Source organism: Synechococcus elongatus PCC 6301, from assembly GCF_000010065.1.
Taxonomy (GTDB): Bacteria; Cyanobacteriota; Cyanobacteriia; order Synechococcales; family Synechococcaceae; genus Synechococcus; species Synechococcus elongatus.
Genome location: NC_006576.1, coordinates 2,478,380 through 2,496,484 on the forward strand (window position 1 = coordinate 2,478,380; position 18,105 = coordinate 2,496,484).

General features: G+C 57.2%; 22 protein-coding genes. 11 read left to right on the top strand and 11 right to left on the bottom strand.

Features of this window, described 5'->3' with window-relative positions; translation table 11 throughout:
• Positions 1-19 precede the first annotated feature (19 nt).
• Positions 20-1,477, bottom strand: coding sequence for a signal recognition particle protein (gene ffh, locus SYC_RS12260; RefSeq protein ID WP_041677044.1), 1,458 nt, complete (start codon positions 1,475-1,477; stop codon positions 20-22).
• Between the two features lie 147 nt (positions 1,478-1,624).
• Between ffh and SYC_RS12265 the strand changes: the two genes are divergently transcribed.
• Positions 1,625-1,921, top strand: a complete 297-nt coding sequence (locus SYC_RS12265) for a hypothetical protein (protein WP_041677046.1) — start codon at positions 1,625-1,627, stop codon at positions 1,919-1,921.
• Here the strand turns inward: SYC_RS12265 and SYC_RS12270 are convergent.
• Positions 1,878-2,264: a hypothetical protein gene (locus SYC_RS12270; protein ID WP_011244633.1), complete on the bottom strand. Its 387-nt coding sequence runs from the start codon at positions 2,262-2,264 to the stop codon at positions 1,878-1,880. The two genes, SYC_RS12265 and SYC_RS12270, sit on opposite strands and share 44 nt — an antisense overlap.
• On the bottom strand, positions 2,264-3,037 hold the full coding sequence (locus SYC_RS12275) for a hypothetical protein (RefSeq protein ID WP_234701779.1): 774 nt from the start codon (positions 3,035-3,037) through the stop codon (positions 2,264-2,266). The genes SYC_RS12270 and SYC_RS12275 overlap by 1 nt, the downstream gene beginning before the upstream one ends.
• Before the next feature lie 171 nt (positions 3,038-3,208).
• Between SYC_RS12275 and SYC_RS12280 the strand changes: the two genes are divergently transcribed.
• The 3 genes from SYC_RS12280 to SYC_RS12290 all read left to right on the top strand — a co-directional run bounded on the left by SYC_RS12280 (position 3,209) and on the right by SYC_RS12290 (position 6,369).
• Complete coding sequence (locus SYC_RS12280; RefSeq protein ID WP_041677050.1) at positions 3,209-4,594, top strand: cytochrome ubiquinol oxidase subunit I; 1,386 nt, start codon at positions 3,209-3,211, stop codon at positions 4,592-4,594.
• 48 nt (positions 4,595-4,642) lie between these two features.
• Complete coding sequence (gene cydB, locus SYC_RS12285; RefSeq protein ID WP_011244636.1) at positions 4,643-5,674, top strand: cytochrome d ubiquinol oxidase subunit II; 1,032 nt, start codon at positions 4,643-4,645, stop codon at positions 5,672-5,674.
• A 191-nt stretch (positions 5,675-5,865) separates the two neighbouring features.
• Positions 5,866-6,369 carry a hypothetical protein gene (locus SYC_RS12290; RefSeq protein WP_011378179.1) on the top strand — a complete coding sequence of 168 codons (504 nt, stop codon included), beginning with the start codon at positions 5,866-5,868 and terminating at the stop codon, positions 6,367-6,369.
• A gap of 72 nt (positions 6,370-6,441) precedes the next feature.
• On the opposite strand, the gene SYC_RS12295 is transcribed toward SYC_RS12290, so the two are convergent.
• The 6 genes from SYC_RS12295 to ald all read right to left on the bottom strand — a co-directional run bounded on the left by SYC_RS12295 (position 6,442) and on the right by ald (position 12,143).
• On the bottom strand, positions 6,442-6,744 hold the full coding sequence (locus SYC_RS12295) for an MSMEG_0570 family nitrogen starvation response protein (RefSeq protein ID WP_126147814.1): 303 nt from the start codon (positions 6,742-6,744) through the stop codon (positions 6,442-6,444).
• Between the two features lie 81 nt (positions 6,745-6,825).
• Positions 6,826-7,644 carry an inositol monophosphatase family protein gene (locus SYC_RS12300; protein WP_011244639.1) on the bottom strand — a complete coding sequence of 273 codons (819 nt, stop codon included), beginning with the start codon at positions 7,642-7,644 and terminating at the stop codon, positions 6,826-6,828.
• Complete coding sequence (locus SYC_RS14170) at positions 7,644-7,769, bottom strand: hypothetical protein (RefSeq protein WP_272912063.1); 126 nt, start codon at positions 7,767-7,769, stop codon at positions 7,644-7,646. The genes SYC_RS12300 and SYC_RS14170 overlap by 1 nt, the downstream gene beginning before the upstream one ends.
• Positions 7,769-9,070 (bottom strand): BCD family MFS transporter, encoded by a 1,302-nt coding sequence (locus SYC_RS12305; protein WP_272912064.1) that lies wholly within the window; start codon positions 9,068-9,070, stop codon positions 7,769-7,771. Before SYC_RS12305 ends, SYC_RS14170 begins: the two co-directional genes overlap by 1 nt.
• 70 nt (positions 9,071-9,140) lie before the next feature.
• Complete coding sequence (locus tag SYC_RS12310; protein ID WP_234701780.1) at positions 9,141-10,745, bottom strand: TolC family protein; 1,605 nt, start codon at positions 10,743-10,745, stop codon at positions 9,141-9,143.
• Positions 10,746-11,051: 306 nt separating this feature from the next.
• The gene (gene ald, locus SYC_RS12315) at positions 11,052-12,143 is read right to left on the bottom strand and encodes an alanine dehydrogenase (protein WP_011244642.1); all 1,092 of its coding nucleotides are present in this window, start codon (positions 12,141-12,143) and stop codon (positions 11,052-11,054) included.
• Between the two features lie 114 nt (positions 12,144-12,257).
• Between ald and SYC_RS13910 the strand changes: the two genes are divergently transcribed.
• Together SYC_RS13910 and rlmN are read left to right on the top strand one after the other, a co-directional pair.
• Positions 12,258-12,422: a chlorophyll a/b-binding protein gene (locus SYC_RS13910; protein ID WP_265575013.1), complete on the top strand. Its 165-nt coding sequence runs from the start codon at positions 12,258-12,260 to the stop codon at positions 12,420-12,422.
• Between the two features lie 11 nt (positions 12,423-12,433).
• Positions 12,434-13,489, top strand: coding sequence for a 23S rRNA (adenine(2503)-C(2))-methyltransferase RlmN (gene rlmN / locus SYC_RS12325; RefSeq protein ID WP_011244644.1), 1,056 nt, complete (start codon positions 12,434-12,436; stop codon positions 13,487-13,489).
• A 79-nt stretch (positions 13,490-13,568) separates the two neighbouring features.
• Here the strand turns inward: rlmN and SYC_RS13915 are convergent, their stop codons facing one another.
• The gene (locus tag SYC_RS13915; protein ID WP_155813930.1) at positions 13,569-13,718 is read right to left on the bottom strand and encodes a hypothetical protein; all 150 of its coding nucleotides are present in this window, start codon (positions 13,716-13,718) and stop codon (positions 13,569-13,571) included.
• Between the two features lie 17 nt (positions 13,719-13,735).
• Positions 13,736-13,927, bottom strand: coding sequence for a hypothetical protein (locus tag SYC_RS12330; protein ID WP_011244645.1), 192 nt, complete (start codon positions 13,925-13,927; stop codon positions 13,736-13,738).
• 468 nt (positions 13,928-14,395) lie between these two features.
• Between SYC_RS12330 and SYC_RS12335 the strand changes: the two genes are divergently transcribed.
• From SYC_RS12335 to SYC_RS12350, 5 genes are all read left to right on the top strand, one after another.
• On the top strand, positions 14,396-16,177 hold the full coding sequence (locus SYC_RS12335; protein ID WP_041677052.1) for a sodium:solute symporter family protein: 1,782 nt from the start codon (positions 14,396-14,398) through the stop codon (positions 16,175-16,177).
• On the top strand, positions 16,174-16,326 hold the full coding sequence (locus SYC_RS14025; protein ID WP_011244647.1) for a hypothetical protein: 153 nt from the start codon (positions 16,174-16,176) through the stop codon (positions 16,324-16,326). Before SYC_RS12335 ends, SYC_RS14025 begins: the two co-directional genes overlap by 4 nt.
• A complete protein-coding gene (locus SYC_RS12340; protein WP_011244648.1) occupies positions 16,317-16,781 on the top strand; it encodes a GNAT family N-acetyltransferase in 465 nt (154 codons plus the stop codon). The genes SYC_RS14025 and SYC_RS12340 overlap by 10 nt, the downstream gene beginning before the upstream one ends.
• 119 nt (positions 16,782-16,900) lie before the next feature.
• Entirely contained in the window at positions 16,901-17,653 is a 753-nt protein-coding gene (locus SYC_RS12345) for a HEAT repeat domain-containing protein (RefSeq protein WP_011244649.1), read from the top strand.
• 239 nt (positions 17,654-17,892) lie between these two features.
• Entirely contained in the window at positions 17,893-18,096 is a 204-nt protein-coding gene (locus SYC_RS12350; protein ID WP_011244650.1) for a DUF2997 domain-containing protein, read from the top strand.
• The last annotated feature ends 9 nt before the right edge of the window (positions 18,097-18,105 follow it).

Sequence of the window (18,105 nt, forward strand, 5' to 3'; positions counted from 1 at the left end):
GCCAAACGACAGTCCTTGATTACAAGCCAAAGCCTTTTTTCTTCTTGCTGCCTTTCTTTTGTTTTTTCGGAGGGCCGTACCCCCGGAAACCGGGTTGAGGAGCCGGGGCCCCGCCACCGAATCCAGGCATGCCACCGCCAAAACCGGGCATTCCCATGCCGCCCATGCCGGGGAAGCCACCTTGGCTCATCTGCTGCATCATTGTGCGCATCTGTTGGAATTGCTGAATGATTTGGCGGATTTCGGCTTCCGTTTGCCCGCAGCCTTTGGCGATGCGGTGACGGCGGCTAGGGGAATTGGAAAGCAAGTCGGGGTCACGACGCTCCTGCGGCGTCATGGAGTTGATCATCGCCTCGACCCGTTTGAGCTGGCGTTCGCCTTGGCGTAGCTGCTCGTCGTTGATCTTGCCGCCCAGACCCGGAATCAGTTTGATGAACCCAGCCAGCGAGCCCATGTTCTTGAGCAGGCGCATCTGCTTGAGAAAGTCGGTGAAGTCAAATTTGGCCGCCAGGATTTTCTCCTGCATTTTTTCGACGTCAGCCAAGTCGATTTCTTCTTGCGCCTTTTCGACCAAGGTCAGCACATCGCCCATGCCGAGGATGCGCGAGGCCATCCGCTCGGGATGGAAGGGCTGGAGAGCCTCGACTTTCTCGCCCAGACCTACAAACTTGATCGGGTGGCCAGAAACGCGCCGAATCGAAAGTGCTGCCCCGCCACGGCTGTCGCCATCTAGTTTCGTCAGGATTGCGCCGGTGATGCCAATCCGCTCATGGAAGCTACGAGTCAGACTGGGGGCCTCTTGGCCGATCATCGAGTCGACAACCAGCAAGACTTCGTGGGGAGCGATCGCCTCTTTAACTTGGGCGAGCTCCTCCATCATTTCGGTGTCGATTTGGAGGCGACCCGCCGTGTCGACGATGACGGTGTCAATGCCTTCCTGCCGGGCTTTCTCGACACCTTGGCGGGCAATCTCAACTGGATTGGCGTCGCTACCCAGCTCGAACACGGGCACGTCGATCTGTTTGCCTAACGTGATCAACTGGTCGATCGCGGCGGGACGGTAGACGTCCGTGGCAACCAACAGGGTCGATCGCCCTTCTTTACGCAGATGCAGCGCCAGTTTTGCCGTCGCCGTAGTTTTACCGGCACCCTGGAGACCGGCCATCAAAATGACGGTCGGTGCCTTGGCCGCTTGCGCTAGGGGTACATGGGTTTCCCCCATGACCTGCACCAGCTCGTCGTAGACGACCTTGATGAATTGCTGATCGGGACGAATCCCGCTGATCACCTGCGTCCCGACTGCTTTTTCCTGGACTTGGGCGATAAATTCCTTGACGACGCCGAGGTTGACATCTGCCTCGAGCAGGGCGCGCCGAACTTCTTTGAGCGCCTCTTGGACATTCGACTCGCTGATTTTGTCCTGGCCCCGGAGCTTTGTCCAGGCCTGTTCTAGGCGTTCGGCAAGAGCGTCAAACATGAATGAGCGATCGCGTGGCAGTAACTTCCCCATCTTACGTTGGGGCCGAAATGCGCAAACTCACCTAGGAAAGACGGTAGCGCAGACACCGGAGCGCTTGCGACTGAGTGTGGCAGAGTGAACTCTAGCGTTCGCTCAGTCGTTCAGATGCGCAGCCCACTGCTCTTCGTTTGGGGACTGGTGTTGGCCATTCAGCCCAGCATGACTGCGGAGACCCTGCCGGATCTCCCGGAAGAGGTGCTGCGCCAAGAAATAATTACCGAGGCGCGATCGCCCTTGGATGGTCGCCCGTTGACGCCGGCGGAGTACGCGATTTTGCAGCAGCGCCTGCAGACCGACCCCGATCCGGTGCGGGGGCTCAATCCTCAGGTGTGGGAGCTCGCTTTTTTGCTTGGGGTTCTCAAAGCGGCGAAAAGTCTGTTTCCATTTCTGCCGTTGCCCTAGTAAACAAGGGTGTCAGTGGCTGCAGGCTACCGGTCCAAACCTGAAATTGCTCATTCAGCATCTGCCGGAAAATCTCCAGCACCAGCTCAAAGTCGCCGCTGATCGTCACCTCCCGATCGCTGTTGTAGTCGGTGTAGAAGCACTCAGCACTGTCAGGGCGTTCATCGCCGGCATCTAAAAGCAGCAAAAACTCTGCCTCAGTCAGGGTGCGATCGCTCTCTAAGACGGCATGGATGCGAATTTGCTCCTCATCTTGATAGCGCTGGACTTCCCAGCCCGGATAGTCGTAGGAGCGCAACTCTTTTTCGATTTCAATCAAGCGGGCACGCAGCAGAGCAGACATCAGCAAACAGCCTTGGGCGCAACGGTAGGAGGAGCAAAAAGGGTTTGGGGTTGGGGACGGTGGTGCAGATGCCAAGGCCCCTCGGAGAGACATTGGCCGAGATACCAGAGCGATCGACTGGGATGAGCCGCAATCTGAAGGGGAGCCTCAGCCTGCCACTCGGTTGGCGGCGGTAGGGGCTCACCGGGCCTGGGCGATCGCTCGGCATCCCAGCTCCTGAGCCGGAAGCGGCGCTGGCCTAGGCAGCGAATCTGGAGTTGAGCTGTGCGCCGACTCCATTGCTGTGAAGGGCTCTGACAATCCACTTGAAACTGCTGATCCAACCAGGACAGCTTCAGCGCCGATCGCACCCTCTCTGACTGCCAGGTATGGCGGCGCCATTGTTGGTGCAGATGGGCCATCGGCTGGGAAAGTCCCAGCTTCAGGCTGCCCAGAAAGGGGCGATCGCCCACGAGTCCGACCGAAACGGTACGGATCGAGGCTGCCGCAAGCTGCACGATCGCGGTTTGCCAGTCTCCCCAAAGCTGTAACTCTCCACAGAGCTGGCGATCGCGGTCCAAGGGCAGCAGTAACCAAGGGCGATCGCTGGGCCAAATCGCCAGCACTGCACTTACTGTCTCTGGATCTGCTGCCGTTACAAGGCCCTCCACTGCAGTACCGTGCTGGCGGATGAGCGCTGGAACGTCTCGGGGCTCTCGACAGATGGGCTGGGTGATCGCCCTGCCTTGAGCCTGCAGAGCTTCTCGAACACATCGCTGCGATCGGGCAGCCACAACCGTCCTTGGCAAAAGGACCAGTAGCTGGTGAGGCATCACAGCCCACCCTCAAGTTCTGAGGAATAACCAAGATCGCCTTGGGTTGGTCGCCAAGTCAGGGAATCCAGAATTTTTGCCACCCCAGAGAAAAATATCGTCAGAATGGGGTCACAATCGCCCCTCCGCGTTATGTCTTGGCTTGCCGACACGGCTACTCTCTCCCGCCTGCAATTTGCTGTCACCGCAATTTTTCACATGCTTTGGCCTGTCTTGACGACGGGACTAGCGATTTTCCTGGTGATTGTTGAGGGGATGTGGCTGCGGACGCGCAACCCGGATTACTACCATCACGCTCGCTTCTGGTCCAAACTCTACGTTCTCAACTTCGGGATTGGGGTGGCCTCGGGGCTGCCGATGGAGTTTCAGATTGGTACCAACTGGGCGCCGTTTTCGGAGGCTGTCGGCGACTTTTTTGGGAGCATCCTCGGCTTTGAGGGAGCGATGGCCTTCATGCTGGAGGCAGGCTTCTTGGGGATCATGTTGTTTGGCTGGAATCGTGTGCCGCCCCCGATTCACTATCTCGCCACGATGATGGTCGCCTTTGGGGCCAATCTCTCGACGTTCTGGATTTTGGCGGCTAACTCCTGGATGCAAACCCCGGCGGGAACTCTGCTCCAAGACGGGCATTTTCAGGTACTGGACTACTTCCGGATCATTTTCAATCCCTTCATGGTGGTCAGCGTCTCCCACATGTTCCTCGCGACCTTGGAGACTTCACTCTTCATGGTGGGCGGCATCAGCGCTTGGTACCTTTTGCGCGATCGCGAGGCTGAATTTTTCCGGCGATCGTTTGTCATTGTTCTCTCGGCGTTGATTGCGATTGCCCCGCTGCAAATCTGGGTCGGTCACCTCAGCGGCGAACAGGTTTGGGAATATCAGCCGACGAAACTAGCTGCGATGGAAGCGCAATGGAAAACAATCCCCGCTGGTGAGACTGCGCCTTGGAGTGTCTTGGCTTGGCCGGATACCCAAGCAGAAACCAACCGCTGGTCCCTAGAAGTTCCCCAAGCGCTGGGCTGGATTCTGGAATTTCAACCCCGCCTCAGTCGCCCTCTCAAAGGCCTCTCGGAGTGGGAACCCCGCGATCGCCCGTCCATGGTGGGTCTAGTCTTTTACGCCTTTCGGGTCATGGTTGGGATCGGGTTTGCCCTAGCGGGTCTGATGTTGTTGACTGGCCTGCAATGGCTGCGAGGCCGCTTGACCCGCGATCGTTGGTTGCTCTGGGGATGGGTCTTGGCAGCTCCTCTCGGCTATATCGCAGTGGAATCGGGCTGGATTGTTCGCTGCGTCGGTCGTCAGCCGTGGTTGGTCTACGGGCAACTGCGAACCTTAGATTCGGCCTCGGATGTGCCCGCAGGAGCCGTTGCCTCATCATTAGGAACCTTTTTGCTGCTCTATAGCGTTCTGTTCGTCACGGCGCTCTTTTTTGGGCGGCGCATCTTGCTCAAAGGGCCCGATCGCCAGTTGCCGCTACCGGAGACCATCCCTGCCGAGCCGGCTGTCGTTGAGTCTTAGTCCGCAGTCATCGAGAACTGTCCTATTGGTTATTAGGAGCGATCGCCCGTGGACGCCTTGCTGCATTTTCTGCCTCAGGTTTGGTTTGTCATTCTGGCTCTGTTCCTATTTCTCTATGTCGTCCTTGATGGGTTTGACCTTGGAGTTGGCATTCTCTCGCTGACAACTAGCAGTGAGAATCGCCGCACAATTTTGATGACCAGCTTGGGCAATATTTGGGATGCCAATGAAACTTGGCTGGTGCTGATGGGCGGTGCATTGTTTGGGGCATTTCCCTTGGCCTATGGCACGATTCTTAATGCACTCTATCTGCCCATTTTTTTGATGATTTTTGGCTTGATTCTTCGGGCGGTTGCTTTTGAATTTCGTGAGAATGCCGAGCGAAAACGCTTCTGGAATTTAGCGTTTGGCAGTGGTAGTTTTCTCGCTGCCCTCGCACAGGGATTTGCCTTAGGCAGTGTTTTGACAGGGATTCGCACAGACGCTGGCGGCCACTACATTGGCGGGCTTTGGGACTGGTTGAACTGGCACAGTCTGCTAGTCAGCTTGACGCTGATTCAGGCCTACGTGCTGATCGGCTCGACCTACTTGATTATGCGGACGGGGGGCAGTCTTCGGGAAACCCACTTCCAGACCGCTAAACTCGCCACCATTACAACCTTAGTTGGGGCGATCGCGATCACTGCAACGACCCCCTTTATTTCCGAAAGTGCTCGCGATCGCCTTTTGCAAGTGCCTTTCATCTATGGATTTACACTGATTCCTGTGCTTGGCGTTCTCTTGATTGCCATCCTCTGGCGCAGTCTGAGTCGGAAGCAGGAATTTGCTCCATTTATTTGGACTGTTTTACTCTTTTTACTCACTTTTATTGGTCTGGGCCTGCTTGTTTTTCCCTACGTCATTCCGCCTCAGATCACGATTTACCAAGCTGCTGCATCACCGAGTGCATTGGTATTCATGATTGTTTTTATCGGTTTCCTAATTCCAATTATGTTGTTCTATAACATCTATAACTACATTGTTTTTCGCGGTAAAGTTGTGGTCGAACATAGCGAAGCGGTTCTGCCTCAGGATGCCTAAAGCTGAAGTCTTAGGCTGGAGTGCTATCCCCTCCATCCCGGCGAGCAGGTTCCGAGTTTCGGCTCGTTCCGTACTATTCCCGACCATACCGAACTGCGGGCCGCCGCGATCGCCTCGGTCAAATTAGCGAACAAAAGCCTGAATATTCCCGTCTGTCTTATGTGCTTGCGCCCACTGCGAGATCCCCTGTCATGACACTGTTGCCCCATCGTCGGCAGTCGGCCATGCTAAGCCCGGGCCAAGCGCTGGCAGGCGTAGTCGCCATGGGGATTGTTGCGGCGCTAGCTATGCCTAGCGTGATGAAGGTTCAGCAACAAGCGCAGCTTGAGGAAGCGGTTTCGACCACTGAGCGCATTCTCAGAACAATCCATCAAAACGCGCAGAGCCGCGATCGCGACTGCAGCTTCTCGCTTGTAGGATTGGCTGTCTCGGTTGCGCCCAGCAACTGTTGGTCAGCAACTCCCTTGAATTTTGCCAATATTTCTTCGGCGATCCGCATCGACCCGGACAGTACGCTGATCGGGCCCAAAATTGCGATTTTTCAGGCTAGCGGTAATGTCGATCTCGATGGCGCAAGACAGGGACGGCGAGTCTTGGTGCTCGAGCACAGTCAGTTGCCCGGTCGTCGCTGCATTGAGGTGATTCACAGCGGTGGCATCAATAGCGGGATTTGGGATGGCCGTCAGTGCGATTGAGCAGGATCAGTCTCTTTGCCCCAACCGGCATCAGTCATCAGCACGGAGCACCCTGACAAACTGAGCGATCGCTCAAATCTGCTCCAGACTTGGTGCAACTTGCACCAGTTCAATCATGACTGGATCCTCGGCAGCAAAGTTGGCCGCCTGGGATTGCAGCTTCTGGGTTTCTTCGTCTGTGCGGGTGCAGGCAAAGCCGTAGCGGGCACGTACCCGTTCGGAGGCGGCGGCCAAGGCTGTGCAGCCCTGCTGTTGGAGCTTCGCCACAGTTAGGCGATCGCCCGGTTTGAGGTAGTCCAAAACAACCGTGGACGGGGAATAGAGCAGCGACTCACTGCCATCAGGCCAGTTGAGCTTCAGATAAACTTCAGGCATCGTCAGGGGCAGAACAACGGTGATTGCAATGATCCTGTTTGGGATTGTCGGGGTTTTTGCGGTCATTGCCCGTTGTCTCTGTTACCGAGTCAGAAGTGCTGCCCAAGACTCAAAGGCTTCTTGCAGAGCTGGCCTTGCCAACAGCAATGTAGGCCAATTGACAGAGCCGTAGTCCCGTCCAGATTGCAGGGGAAATTGTTCACCTGCCAGCGATCGCCAATCGGCACCGAGGGCTTGGGCCAGCACCCAAACGGCAGCGATGTCCCAGATCTTTGGCGTTGCTTCCAAAGCCCCGAGGGTCGTTCCCTCCAGTACGGTTAGGAAATTTGCAGTCGAGGCTCCCAGCATCCGAATTTTGCAGGGGAAGGGTGCGCTCCAGCGTTGCAGCACGATCGCGCTGCGGGTGCAAAGGCTAAAGAGTTGATTCGAGCCCAGGGATTCAGTGCGCAGCTGTAACGGTTGATGATTCCGCTCTGCCCAAGCCACCGGCGCTAAATCCGTCGATCGCGTATCCACCCCGCAATAAAAGCGCTGTAGCGGTGGCAAGGCGATCGCCCCAAACACGGGCCAGCCGCGATAGAGCAAGGCCAGTGAAATTCCCCAGATGGGAATCCCTTGGGCAAAGTTGGTGGTGCCATCGAGGGGATCAACCACCCAAGTCCAGTCGGCGCCACCAAAGGTTTGCTGACTTTCCTCGGTGAGCAAGGCGTGCTTCGGAAAGAGCTGAGATAGGCGATCGCACAGGGTTTGATCGGCCCAGCGATCGGCGGCGGTAATCAAGCTGCCGTCTGCCTTTTCTGTGGCTTGCAGCGTTCCAAATTCCAGTAGGAGGCGATCGCCGACTTCCTGACAGAGCGCTTCAATCGTTTGGGCGAGCGATCGCCAATCGGGTTGGTTCATCAGTCCAGCTCAGCCGCCAAGAAATCACTGAGGCGGACGCGGCTATCCTGCCGAAACTCTTGGACATTGACGCGACTGAGACAGGCGATCGCCACCAACATGCCCAGAGCCTGAAAAGCGAACACTAGGGCGTAAGCCGGGAACAAGGCGGCTCCGCCAGCAGCCAGTGCTTCTGCCGAGAGCCCCAATTTGCCCAAATCAAAATCGCCCCACCGCTGACCGTGGCCACAGCGCGGGACAGAGCTTGGGCCAGTCCCCAAGCGCCAATGAAGGTTCCAGCCGTCTCGGCCAAGGTGAAATCCAGCATCAGGATGATCGAGCCACTGGTAGCAATGCCAGCCCCGAGACCAAACAGCACGATCGCCGATCGCAACAAACTGGGCCAAGGCCCCCAACCCGCCGCAATGATCAGACAGAAGCAGAGCGCACTCAGACCACAGCCGACCTGAGCGGTCCGTTCTTTCCCCAATTTGGGCACCACCAAAAATCCGGTCACTGCCGTACCGATCAAGGTGCCAAAACCCCAGTAGGCATTGAGCTGCGAGGATTGCCCGACACTAAAGCCAAAGACTTGACCGGCGTAGGGTTCCAGAATCGCCTCCTGCAAGAACAGGCTGAAGGTCAGGACCGCCAAAAACCCGAAGAAGAAGCCGGTTTGGCGACTCGCCGTCAGAACCCGCAGGGCACGACCGAGAGTGATGCTGTCCTCGCGATCGCGGCTTTGCGATCGCTCTGCAAAACCAGAATAGCGCCGCTCTACCCCCACCGTTGCCAGCAGAATTGTGCCAAACACCAGGAGCGGCACCACGGTAAATAGCTGCTGCAGCGAGCCTTGGATTTCAGGCAGTGATGATTCGGCTCCAACCGACTTGAGCAAAATACCCGTCGTGATCCCGCCGATTACAATCCCCACCATCAGCATTGACCAGACAATACTGACTAACTTGGGTCGGGTGCGCTCATCCGTGACATCCACCAGCAGCGCCGCGAAGGGTGTCGAACTAGCACTGATGGCCACACCGTACAGGGCAAAGGATAATCCCAGGGCGATCGCATAGAGCCAGGTATTCCCGCCCCAGCCGCTTTGCTCAAAACTGGCGGCTAAGGGCCAGACCAAGCGCACTGCCAGACTAGCCACTAGGCAAAATGTGGCACTGCCCAGCCAGATGTAGCCGCTACGATGCAAGCCCCACAGCGGGCGAGTATCCGAGAGTTGCCCGAACCAGACCCGCACCGGTGCCACAAACTGATGCATGGCGATCGCACCCGCGACTAGTAACGCCGGCAGCCGGAGCTCATCGATCATGACGCGGTTGAGCACCCCCAGCGTCAGAATCGACATCACGCCAAGGGAGGCTTGAAACAGCCCTAGCCGCAACATCGTCCACAGACTGAGGGAAGGCGGCAAAGGCTGCGACTCAACCATGGTGGGCACAGACAAATGAGACATTCCTTCAACAATGCACTATCAACCCAGCCTAAGGCTGAGGCAGGCATCAGCCCCCCGCACGTGCCAGATTGTTGACGTTGCTGACGGCCCGTTTGATCCGTGCCAGCGCCAAGTTGTAGGCCGTGATCGCGTTGAGGGCGTTAGCTTCAGCTCTTGTTAGATCTCGCTGCGAATCAATCACTTCCGTCTGAGTACCAACACCGGCTTGGAAGCGGAGCCGTGCCAACCGTAGCGCTTCCCGAGCCTGCTCAACCGCCTTACGGGTCGTGCCAATATTGGCCAAGTTGGTCTGGAGATCGTAGAAAGCCGTCTCCACGTCCGTCCGAATTTGGTTACGAGTCAGAACAAAGTTCTGCTCGGCAATTTGGCCGTTCAGTTCCTGTTGCTGGGCGTTGGCATTGGCCAGACCGCCATCAAATAGCGGCACGTTTAGCACCAAACCAATCGAATAGTTGTAGCTGCTGGTATTGGTGAGGGTCGGTGACGGGAAGGTGAGCGCTTGGCTACCACTGCGAAGGTTGCTGTTAATCGCCCCATTGACGCCATAGGATGCCTGCAGGCCCAACTGCGGTAACACTTGGCCCCGCGCTGCCTGGGCTTGGTTGTAGCTAATGTTGCGCTGCAGCACTTCTCGCTCTAGTTCCGGACGATTTTGGAAGGCGAGCACGATACTCTCATCGAGGCTGAGATTCCAGGGTGCGGCCAGCTCCACGGGGTCCGCCGTCAAAACATTGACGTTTTGCGGCAGGTTGAGAGCCTGGACTAGGGCGCGGCGGGCTTTGTCCTGGTTGCCGATGCTGTCAACCAAGTTTTGTTGGTCTTGGGCAAGCTGAACCTGTTGGCGCAACACATCGAATTGAGTCCCGACTCCAGCGCGGAACAGGGCTTCGGCATCCTTCAAGCTACGTTCAGAGGCAACGACTGACTCGCGGGCAATCCGAACGAGCTGGTCCGCATTCTGCAGGCGGTAATAGGCCTCGGAAACCGTGAGCTGTAAATCCTCAAGGGCCGCTTCGAGATCCAGCTCTGCTTGGGTGACTTGGTCGCGGCTGGCAGCGAGCTGGGCCCCCCGAACAAAATCAAAAATCGTGTAATTGAGGTTGAGGGTGGCTCTAATCGAGCTTTCGCCCAAGGTCGTGAAGAGACTGCTGCCTGTGGGCTGAGTGGGAGTGCCCTCAGTCACGTTTAGTCTGGTTCCATTTTGTTGATAGCCGGCAGTGCCTTGAAGCCCCAAGGTTGGGTAGAGCGCTGCTTCGGTGCCCCGTAGAGCGGCCTGTCGTTGTTGAACCTGTAGCTGCCGAACTTGAATCTGAGGGTTATTGAGGCGAGCTAGGTTGAGGGCCTGTTCCAAGGTCAGGGGCTGAAGCGCCTCGGTTTTGACTTGATTGGGTTGATTGGGTAGCTGGAAAGGATTGGGATTCGCCTGCAGCTCTTTGAGTAGATTTGCGTCAGGAACAACTTCCTTGACCGGACCCGGTGCTGGAGTGGTCGTCGGTGTCGTCGCAGGTGGTGTGGTGGCCTGAGCGACTGTAGGGGTTGGCTCCGCTGTGGTTGCCTCAGCCAGCTCTGCGATCGCGGTAGGGGGGGTCACACCATGAGCTGCGATCGCCAGAGCGCTCAGAAAAGAGAGACGGTAGAGAAAAGCAGCCATGTAGGGTGTCTGAACAAAAGAGCAGGATAGAGGGTCAGCGGATCCAAGGTCAGGGAATTTTCTTTGCCCAAGGAATCCTTGCCTAATGTACCGAGAACCGCAACATTTGCACTTGTTCCCGATCACGCGGGTTGAAGCCAGGACAAGCTGGAGATATCCCAGACCCCTGAAAGGGTAGGGGCGATCGCCCTAGTACCAGATGGGTGATTCAAGGCAAGGTTTGAGGACTTACGCTAGCAGACCTCTGATCAACCCTGCAGTGGTGACTGCCACTTGTTTGGGCTGTCCTCCAGAACAGCTCACTGCTCAGCGGCAGGGTAAGTCAGGAAGAGCGGCCGCGATCGCAGGGTGAGTCAGGACGCCCTGGGCGACGTTCAGTCCCTCAGCCAGGCCTGGATCGCGATCACAACTGGCAAGGCCCTGGGCCGCGATCGCTTGAACATAGGGCAGGGTGCTGTTGTTCAGCGCTTGGGTGGCCGTCCAAGGCACCGCCCCTGGCATATTGGGTACGCCGTAGTGGACGACTCCCGCTTCGAGGTAGATCGGTTGGCTATGACTAGTGGGACGTAGGGTTTCCACACAGCCCCCTTGATCGACGGCGACATCAACCACCACTGACCCGGGGCGCATCTGGGCAATCAGGTCACGGTTCACCAAAATCGGGGCGCGTCGACCGGGTACCAGGACGGCTCCGATCAGTAAATCGGCCTGCGGTACACGGGCTTCAATTTCCGCAGGACTGCTATAGAGCAATTCGACGCGGGAGCCAAACAGGGCCTCTAGTTCTGCTAGCCGCTCAACATTAATGTCGACTATTTGAACTTTGGCCCCCAATCCGATCGCCATCTTGGCTGCTTCAGTCCCAACAATCCCGCCGCCCAGAATCATGACAGTGCCAGGGCTAACGCCGGGAACCCCGCCGAGCAAAACCCCCCGTCCGCCTTGCTGCCGCTCTAGGAAACGAGCGCCAAATTGTACCGACAGCCGTCCGGCAATCCGGCTCATCGGCATCAGTAGGGGCAAGCTGCCATTGCGGGCGGTCACGGTTTCGTAGGCGATCGCAGTGGTTCCGCTGGCTAGGAGGCGCTCTGTTAGTGGGCGATCGGCGGCGAGGTGCAGGTAGGTGAAGAGCAGCAGATCAGGCCGCAGATAGTCGTACTCTGCTGGCAGGGGCTCCTTAACCTTGACAACTAGGGGGTGTTGCCAGGCCTCGGTAGCTGTGGCGACCACCTTGGCCCCAGCCAGTAAATAATCCTCGTCCTGAAACCCGGAACCGACACCCGCCCCTTGCTCGATCCAGATCTGGTGCCCCTGTAGGGCTAAAGCCCGCACACTAGCAGGGCTCAGTCCCACCCGAAATTCTTGATCCTTGAGCTCACGCGGCACTCCGATGTCCATGCTGCGGTCCCGACTGAACGGGCTTATTGTGGCAGATTCCAGGGATCGCGGGGGTCATCCCCGTTTGTTGACAGAATGAAACATGATAAAGACAGGCATTCTGCTGCTATGGCCATGCTCGAACCTACTGTGACCCCCCACCGCGATCGCCCCCGCTTTGGCTTCAATGAGACTGCCGAAAAGCTGAACGGGCGTTTGGCGATGCTGGCCTTCGTCACCCTGATTGCTTTTGAACTCACGACGCACGAGGGCTTCCTGCATTGGCTCGGTCTGGTCTAGAACCGCAAACGGTGACTGATGCTACCCCTTTGCTGGGGCGATCGCTCCCAGAACTACAGGACTGGGTCGTGGCACAGGGGCAGCCAAGCTATCGGGCCAAGCAACTGTACCAATGGCTCTACGAGCGGAGCATTCACAATTTGGCGGAGATTAGCGTCTTCCCCAAGGCTTGGCGGCAGAGTTTGCAAGCGGTGCCGGTGGGGCGATCGCAAATTGTCGATCGCAGTGTTTCCCCTAGCGGCTCCATTAAATACCTACTGCGGCTCCACGATGGCGAAATTATTGAAGCGGTCGGCATTCCCTCGGGCGATCGCCTGACGGTCTGTGTCTCATCGCAGCTGGGTTGTGCCATGGCCTGCGATTTTTGTGCCACGGGCAAAGGCGGCTTCCGGCGGCATCTAGCGCCCCACGAAATCATCGATCAGGTGTTGACTGTTCAGGAAGACTGGCAACAACGGGTCAGCAATATTGTCTTTATGGGGATGGGCGAGCCTTTGCTCAACCTCGATGCTGTGCTGGCGGCGATTCGCTGCCTCAACCAAGACATCGGTATTGGCCAGCGCGGAATCACCGTCTCGACTGTCGGCATCCCCGGCCACATTCGCCGCTTAGCAGAAACCAAACGGGTGGGCGATCGCCCCCTGCAATTCACCTTGGCGGTCAGTCTCCACGCCCCCAACCAAGCGATCCGCGATCGCCTGATTCCCAGCTCACGCCACTACCCAATCACCGACTTGCTGCAGGAATGCCGCGACTATGTTCAGATCACGGGGCGGCGAGTCACCTTCGAGTACATTCTGCTGGCGGGGCTAAACGATCAGCCCGAGCAGGCAGAACAACTAGCCCAGCTCCTCCGGGGGTTCCAGAGTCACGTCAACCTCATCCCTTGCAACCCCATTGATGAGGTTGAATATCAACGCCCCAGCAAAGCGCGGGTGGATGCCTTTGCCGACGCCCTGCGTCAACAGCGGGTAGCGGTCACAGTGCGCTGGTCTAAAGGTCTTGGCGCCGATGCCGCCTGTGGTCAGCTGCGAGCCAACCGTTCCACCGCGACGCTCCCTGCCTAGGGCAAATAGTGGCGAGCGAGGCCGCTGTTGCTTCTACATTCAATCCCGAGGTCAGAATCGGCTGTGCTGCTGCGATCGGTCACTCCCCCTGTAGCGATCGCCAGTCCAGGTTGAATTTCTCCTTGAGATCCTTGGAGACTGCGACAAGGATCTGGACGCTGCCAGCCAAAAACAAGAGCGATCGCTGGGTTGAAGCGATCGCTCTCAGGGGATCTGAATTGTCAACCAACCTAGGGCTGGCTTGGGTCAACCCCACTGAGGCGGGCGAGATCCGATGCCAGGCGCGTAGGCTTCAATCACGCGGCCGGTGAGGCTGCAGGTCACTAATAAATAGTCGCAGCAGGGGCATTGGGTTTGCAGCACTTGACGGCTGGCAAAATGCTCCCGTTCTGCGGGGCGACCGCAATTGGGGCAGCGAATTTGTTGAATCGTTGGCATGGCTAAATCGATCCTTAGTCCGCAAGAGAGAACAGGCTGCATTAACAGTTTTTGTATTCCGATTTTTGATTCAGAATCGGCTATTACAGGCATCATATCGGCGAAAACTAGTCGGGGATCAAGAGAAAGCTGCTAACTTTCTTTAGTTTCCAGAAAAACCTAGCAGGGCAAAAGCTTTGGAGAAATTGGAAATTTTCCTAAAAGCTTCAAATAACTACATCACAATTTTGTCTTGGCTTCCTGTTGGCTAAGCAACATTTTTGGAGATGACTCCAAGTCGAATGGTCCAGCTCAGCGCGATCGCTCAACAGAAATCAAACCGATTTACAGTGCCATATCGATCGACTACAAAACTGTGGGGATTCCTAAAGACTTCCTAAAGGTGATCGCTCCTCACATCTGTCTGAGGCGCTTTCAATCAACGGAACAGGGGTGCGAAGATGGGGCCGCAGTCAGCCCTTTACCACGATGCAGCTTCTGGATTGGTTGGTCATCGGCCTCTATTTAATACTCAGCTTGGTCATCGGCCTCTACTTTGCCCGCCGAGCCTCGCGGGGAATTGAAGACTTTTTCCTGTCGGGGCGATCGCTGCCTTGGTGGCTGTCGGGAGCCAGTATGGCCGCCACCACCTTCTCGGTGGATACGCCACTTTATGTCGCCGGTCTGGTCGGAACGCGGGGCATCGCCGGTAACTGGGAATGGTGGTGCTTTGGTCTGGCACACGTCAGCCTGATCTACGTCTTTGCCCGTCTATGGCGGCGATCGGAGATTATGACCGATGCGGAGCTGACGGAACTGCGCTACGGCGGTCAGACAGCTGCTTGGTTGCGCGGCATCAAAGCTTTTCTGTTCGCCGTGCCGATCAACTGCATAGGCATTGGCTACGCGATTCTGGCGATGACCAAGACGATTGAGGCCTTGGGCATTTGGGACAGTTTGGGCCTCGATGTCGGTGAAAATGGCCGCCTTTGGAGTGTGATCGCCATCTGTGCGCTGGTGCTGGCCTACGCTGGCGTGTCGGGTCTTTGGGGTGTTGTCGTCACTGATTTTGTGCAGTTGCTACTGGCGCTGTTGGGGGCGTTGGTGGTGGCGGCGAGTGCTGTCAGCAGCTTGGGCGGTATGTCCGCCTTGGTGGAACGGCTGCAGAGCAGTGGTCTGGAGCGATCGCTCGATTTCCTGCCCTTCCGCTGGAGTGGCGGTAGTTTTGACTGGACCGAAAGTGCAGGTCTGACCACCACGACCTTCTTGGCCTATCTGGGGCTGCAGTGGTGGACCTTCCGTCGCAGTGATGGCGGTGGGGAATTTATTCAGCGACTAGCGGCCTCGCGCACAGAAGGCGATGCGGTCAAGGCGGTTTGGCTGTTCAACATCATTAACTATGTGGTGCGGACTTGGCCCTGGGTGATTGTTGGGCTCGCCGCCTTGGTGATCTACCCCAACCTCAGCGATCGCGAGTTGGGTTATCCCAAGTTGATGCTGGACTTTCTGCCGCCGGGTCTGTTGGGACTGGTTGTCGCTTCCCTGCTGGCGGCGTTCATGAGCACTGTTTCGACATCGATCAACTGGGGCGCCTCTTATCTGACCAATGACCTTTACCGCCGCTTTTGGCGACCCCAGGCGACAGCAGCAGAACTGGTGACCGTCGGGCGGCTGGCGTCGGTCGCTGTGACGGTGTTGGGAGCAGTGACTGCCTTCTTTAGCAACGATGTCGGCACGGTCTTCCGCTTGGTGATTGCGATCGGGACTGGCCCTGGTGTCGTGCTGATTTTGCGCTGGTACTGGTGGCGGATCAATGCAGCGGCGGAATTGGCGGCGATGCTGGCCGGCTTTATCGTCGGGCTCTCCACCTCCGTTCTGCCCTGGCTGCAAATTCCTGACTTTGGTCTGCGGCTCCTAGTAACGACCCTGATTTCTGCGGCGATTTGGGTGACGGTGATGCTATTGACCCCGCCCGAATCAGAAGCCGTGTTGCAGCAGTTTTATGTTCGGATTCGTCCGGGTGGCCCAGGCTGGCGACGGCAACAACAGGCCTCGGGGCTGGATTCGCTGCAGGATCTGCGCATTGATGGACTGCGGATTCTGGCCGCTTCGTGCCTGTTATTCGGCAGTATGTTCAGTGTTGGGGGCTTCCTGCTCTTTCAACCCCTGAGGGGCTGGCTTGCGTCGCTGACTGCCGTGATTGGTGGTGTTTGGTTACGGCAGCTCAGTCGTCATCGTCTTCCTACGCCGCTTTCCAAGTTGCCCTCATGATCAACATCCTGCGTCAGTACGTTCTACCCTTGCTGATTGTGCTGACTTTCTTTGTGGCGCTGGTGGCTGTTAGTGCCCGTGCCTTCCTGCCCGATGACATGTCTGCGCCTGCCCCGATCGAACCGGCTGCCGTGCTGTTGTGGCGGTAGCGTTGCCCGCTGGCTATGACTGGCAGCTGGGGCATCCTTGCGATCGCACTCAGCTGTTGGACTATTTGCAGGCTAGCGTGCGGGAGAGTCTGGGATCTGCCTCGCCCCTAGGCCACCTCAGCTCAACCCTCGATCGCTTTCTCAGCCGCGAAACCCCGATCTGGTGGGTGGTGACGGCTCGCGATCGCCAAATCGTGGGGGGGCTTTGGGCCGGGCGATCGCAGGAACAGCGACGGGGCGATCGCCAAACCCATGTTTTTCTGGTCTACGTCGAGCCAAGTCATCGCCGCCGAGGACTGGCGACTGCTCTTTTGATGCAGGCCGAAGAGTGGGCGCGGGCACAAGGCGATCGCGGCCTCAGTCTTCAGGTCTATGCTGACAATCCCGGAGCGATCGCCCTTTACCAACGCGCTGGTTTTAGTGTCGAGAGCCTGAATCTCAGTAAGCCCCTGTAGCCAAATGCTCAAAAGCGCCAGCCTGCCGCCGGGGGGCTAAAAGCGGTGAGGGCTGATTGTTAGCACAAGGAGCGCGGGATGGATCGCTCCGGAAGCCCTCTTTAGCTAAAGTATTTTTTATGCGTAGTGATGATCTCTACTTGATTGAGGACATGGAAACGGCCTTAGCCGACCCCCTCGATCAGCTCCTCCAAGCGGAAGACACCACCCCGCCAGATCCTGAAGTGATGCTGGCGCAGCTTCAGGATGCCAACGCCCTCAATCGTTTGGCAGCCGTTCGGGCTTTTGCGGCATTGACTGAGCCCAAGGCAATTCCTGCCCTGATCAAAGCGCTGGATGATAGCTGCTCCAATATCCGAACCGCCGCCGCCTATGCTTTGGGGCGCAACGTCAGCCACCAAGCTGTTGACGTTTTGATTGAGTGTCTGCGCCACGATCAGAACGACAATGTGCGGAAGGCCATCGCTTGGGCACTGGGCAACTATAGCGATCGCCGCTCGATTCAACCCCTGATTGAAGCCCTGCGCCGTGACATCGCCCCAGTTCGCCTCTGGGCAGCGAGTTCCTTGGGCAATACTGCCGTTGTCGACTACGAGACTGTCATCGGTGCTGTTCCTAGTCTGATTGAAGCCCTGCGCCGCGATGCGGAAGCGGATGTTCGCAGCAACTGCGCTTGGGCACTCGGTCAACTCTGCCGACCCCTACCGGCCAACATTGTCTATGCGACTGTCATTGACGCGTTGATTGAAGCGTTGGTCGAAGACGAGGATCTGAGCGTGCGCGAAGATGCCAAAGCCTCGCTGTTGCAGGTAGGTGATGCTCGCGCTTTGCAAATGATTGAAACGCTGCAGCAGGATGGCTTGCTCTGGTAAGTAGGGAGGGTTCGCTTTGAGAAGCGATCGCAGTCTGATAGGGCTTAGCGAGGTGGATGGATGCAGGGCGATCGCACCATTGGCTGCCGTCATTGGCTGCTGGGTCAAAAACCTAATTACCGAGCCTTAACCTCATCGAATATTTGAGCTACGGTAAGAGCATCTTGCGACAGCCTACTCGGTTTGTCCTGATCATTGTCTGAGTCGTTCTCCGCATCCCGATCGCTTGGATTGCTGCTATGACCCTAGAAACGCTGGAATTTGTCATTCATCCCGATGGTCGGGTTGAAGAGCAAGTGACGGGGATTCAGGGTAAGCACTGTACAGAAATCACCGCAGAAATCGAAGCTCAGCTAGGGCAGGTTGTTACACACCAACCTTCAGCTGATTACTTTGCCAATGCTGTAGTGGTTGCATCAGTTGAGCAATCCACGGTCCATTGATCGCGATCG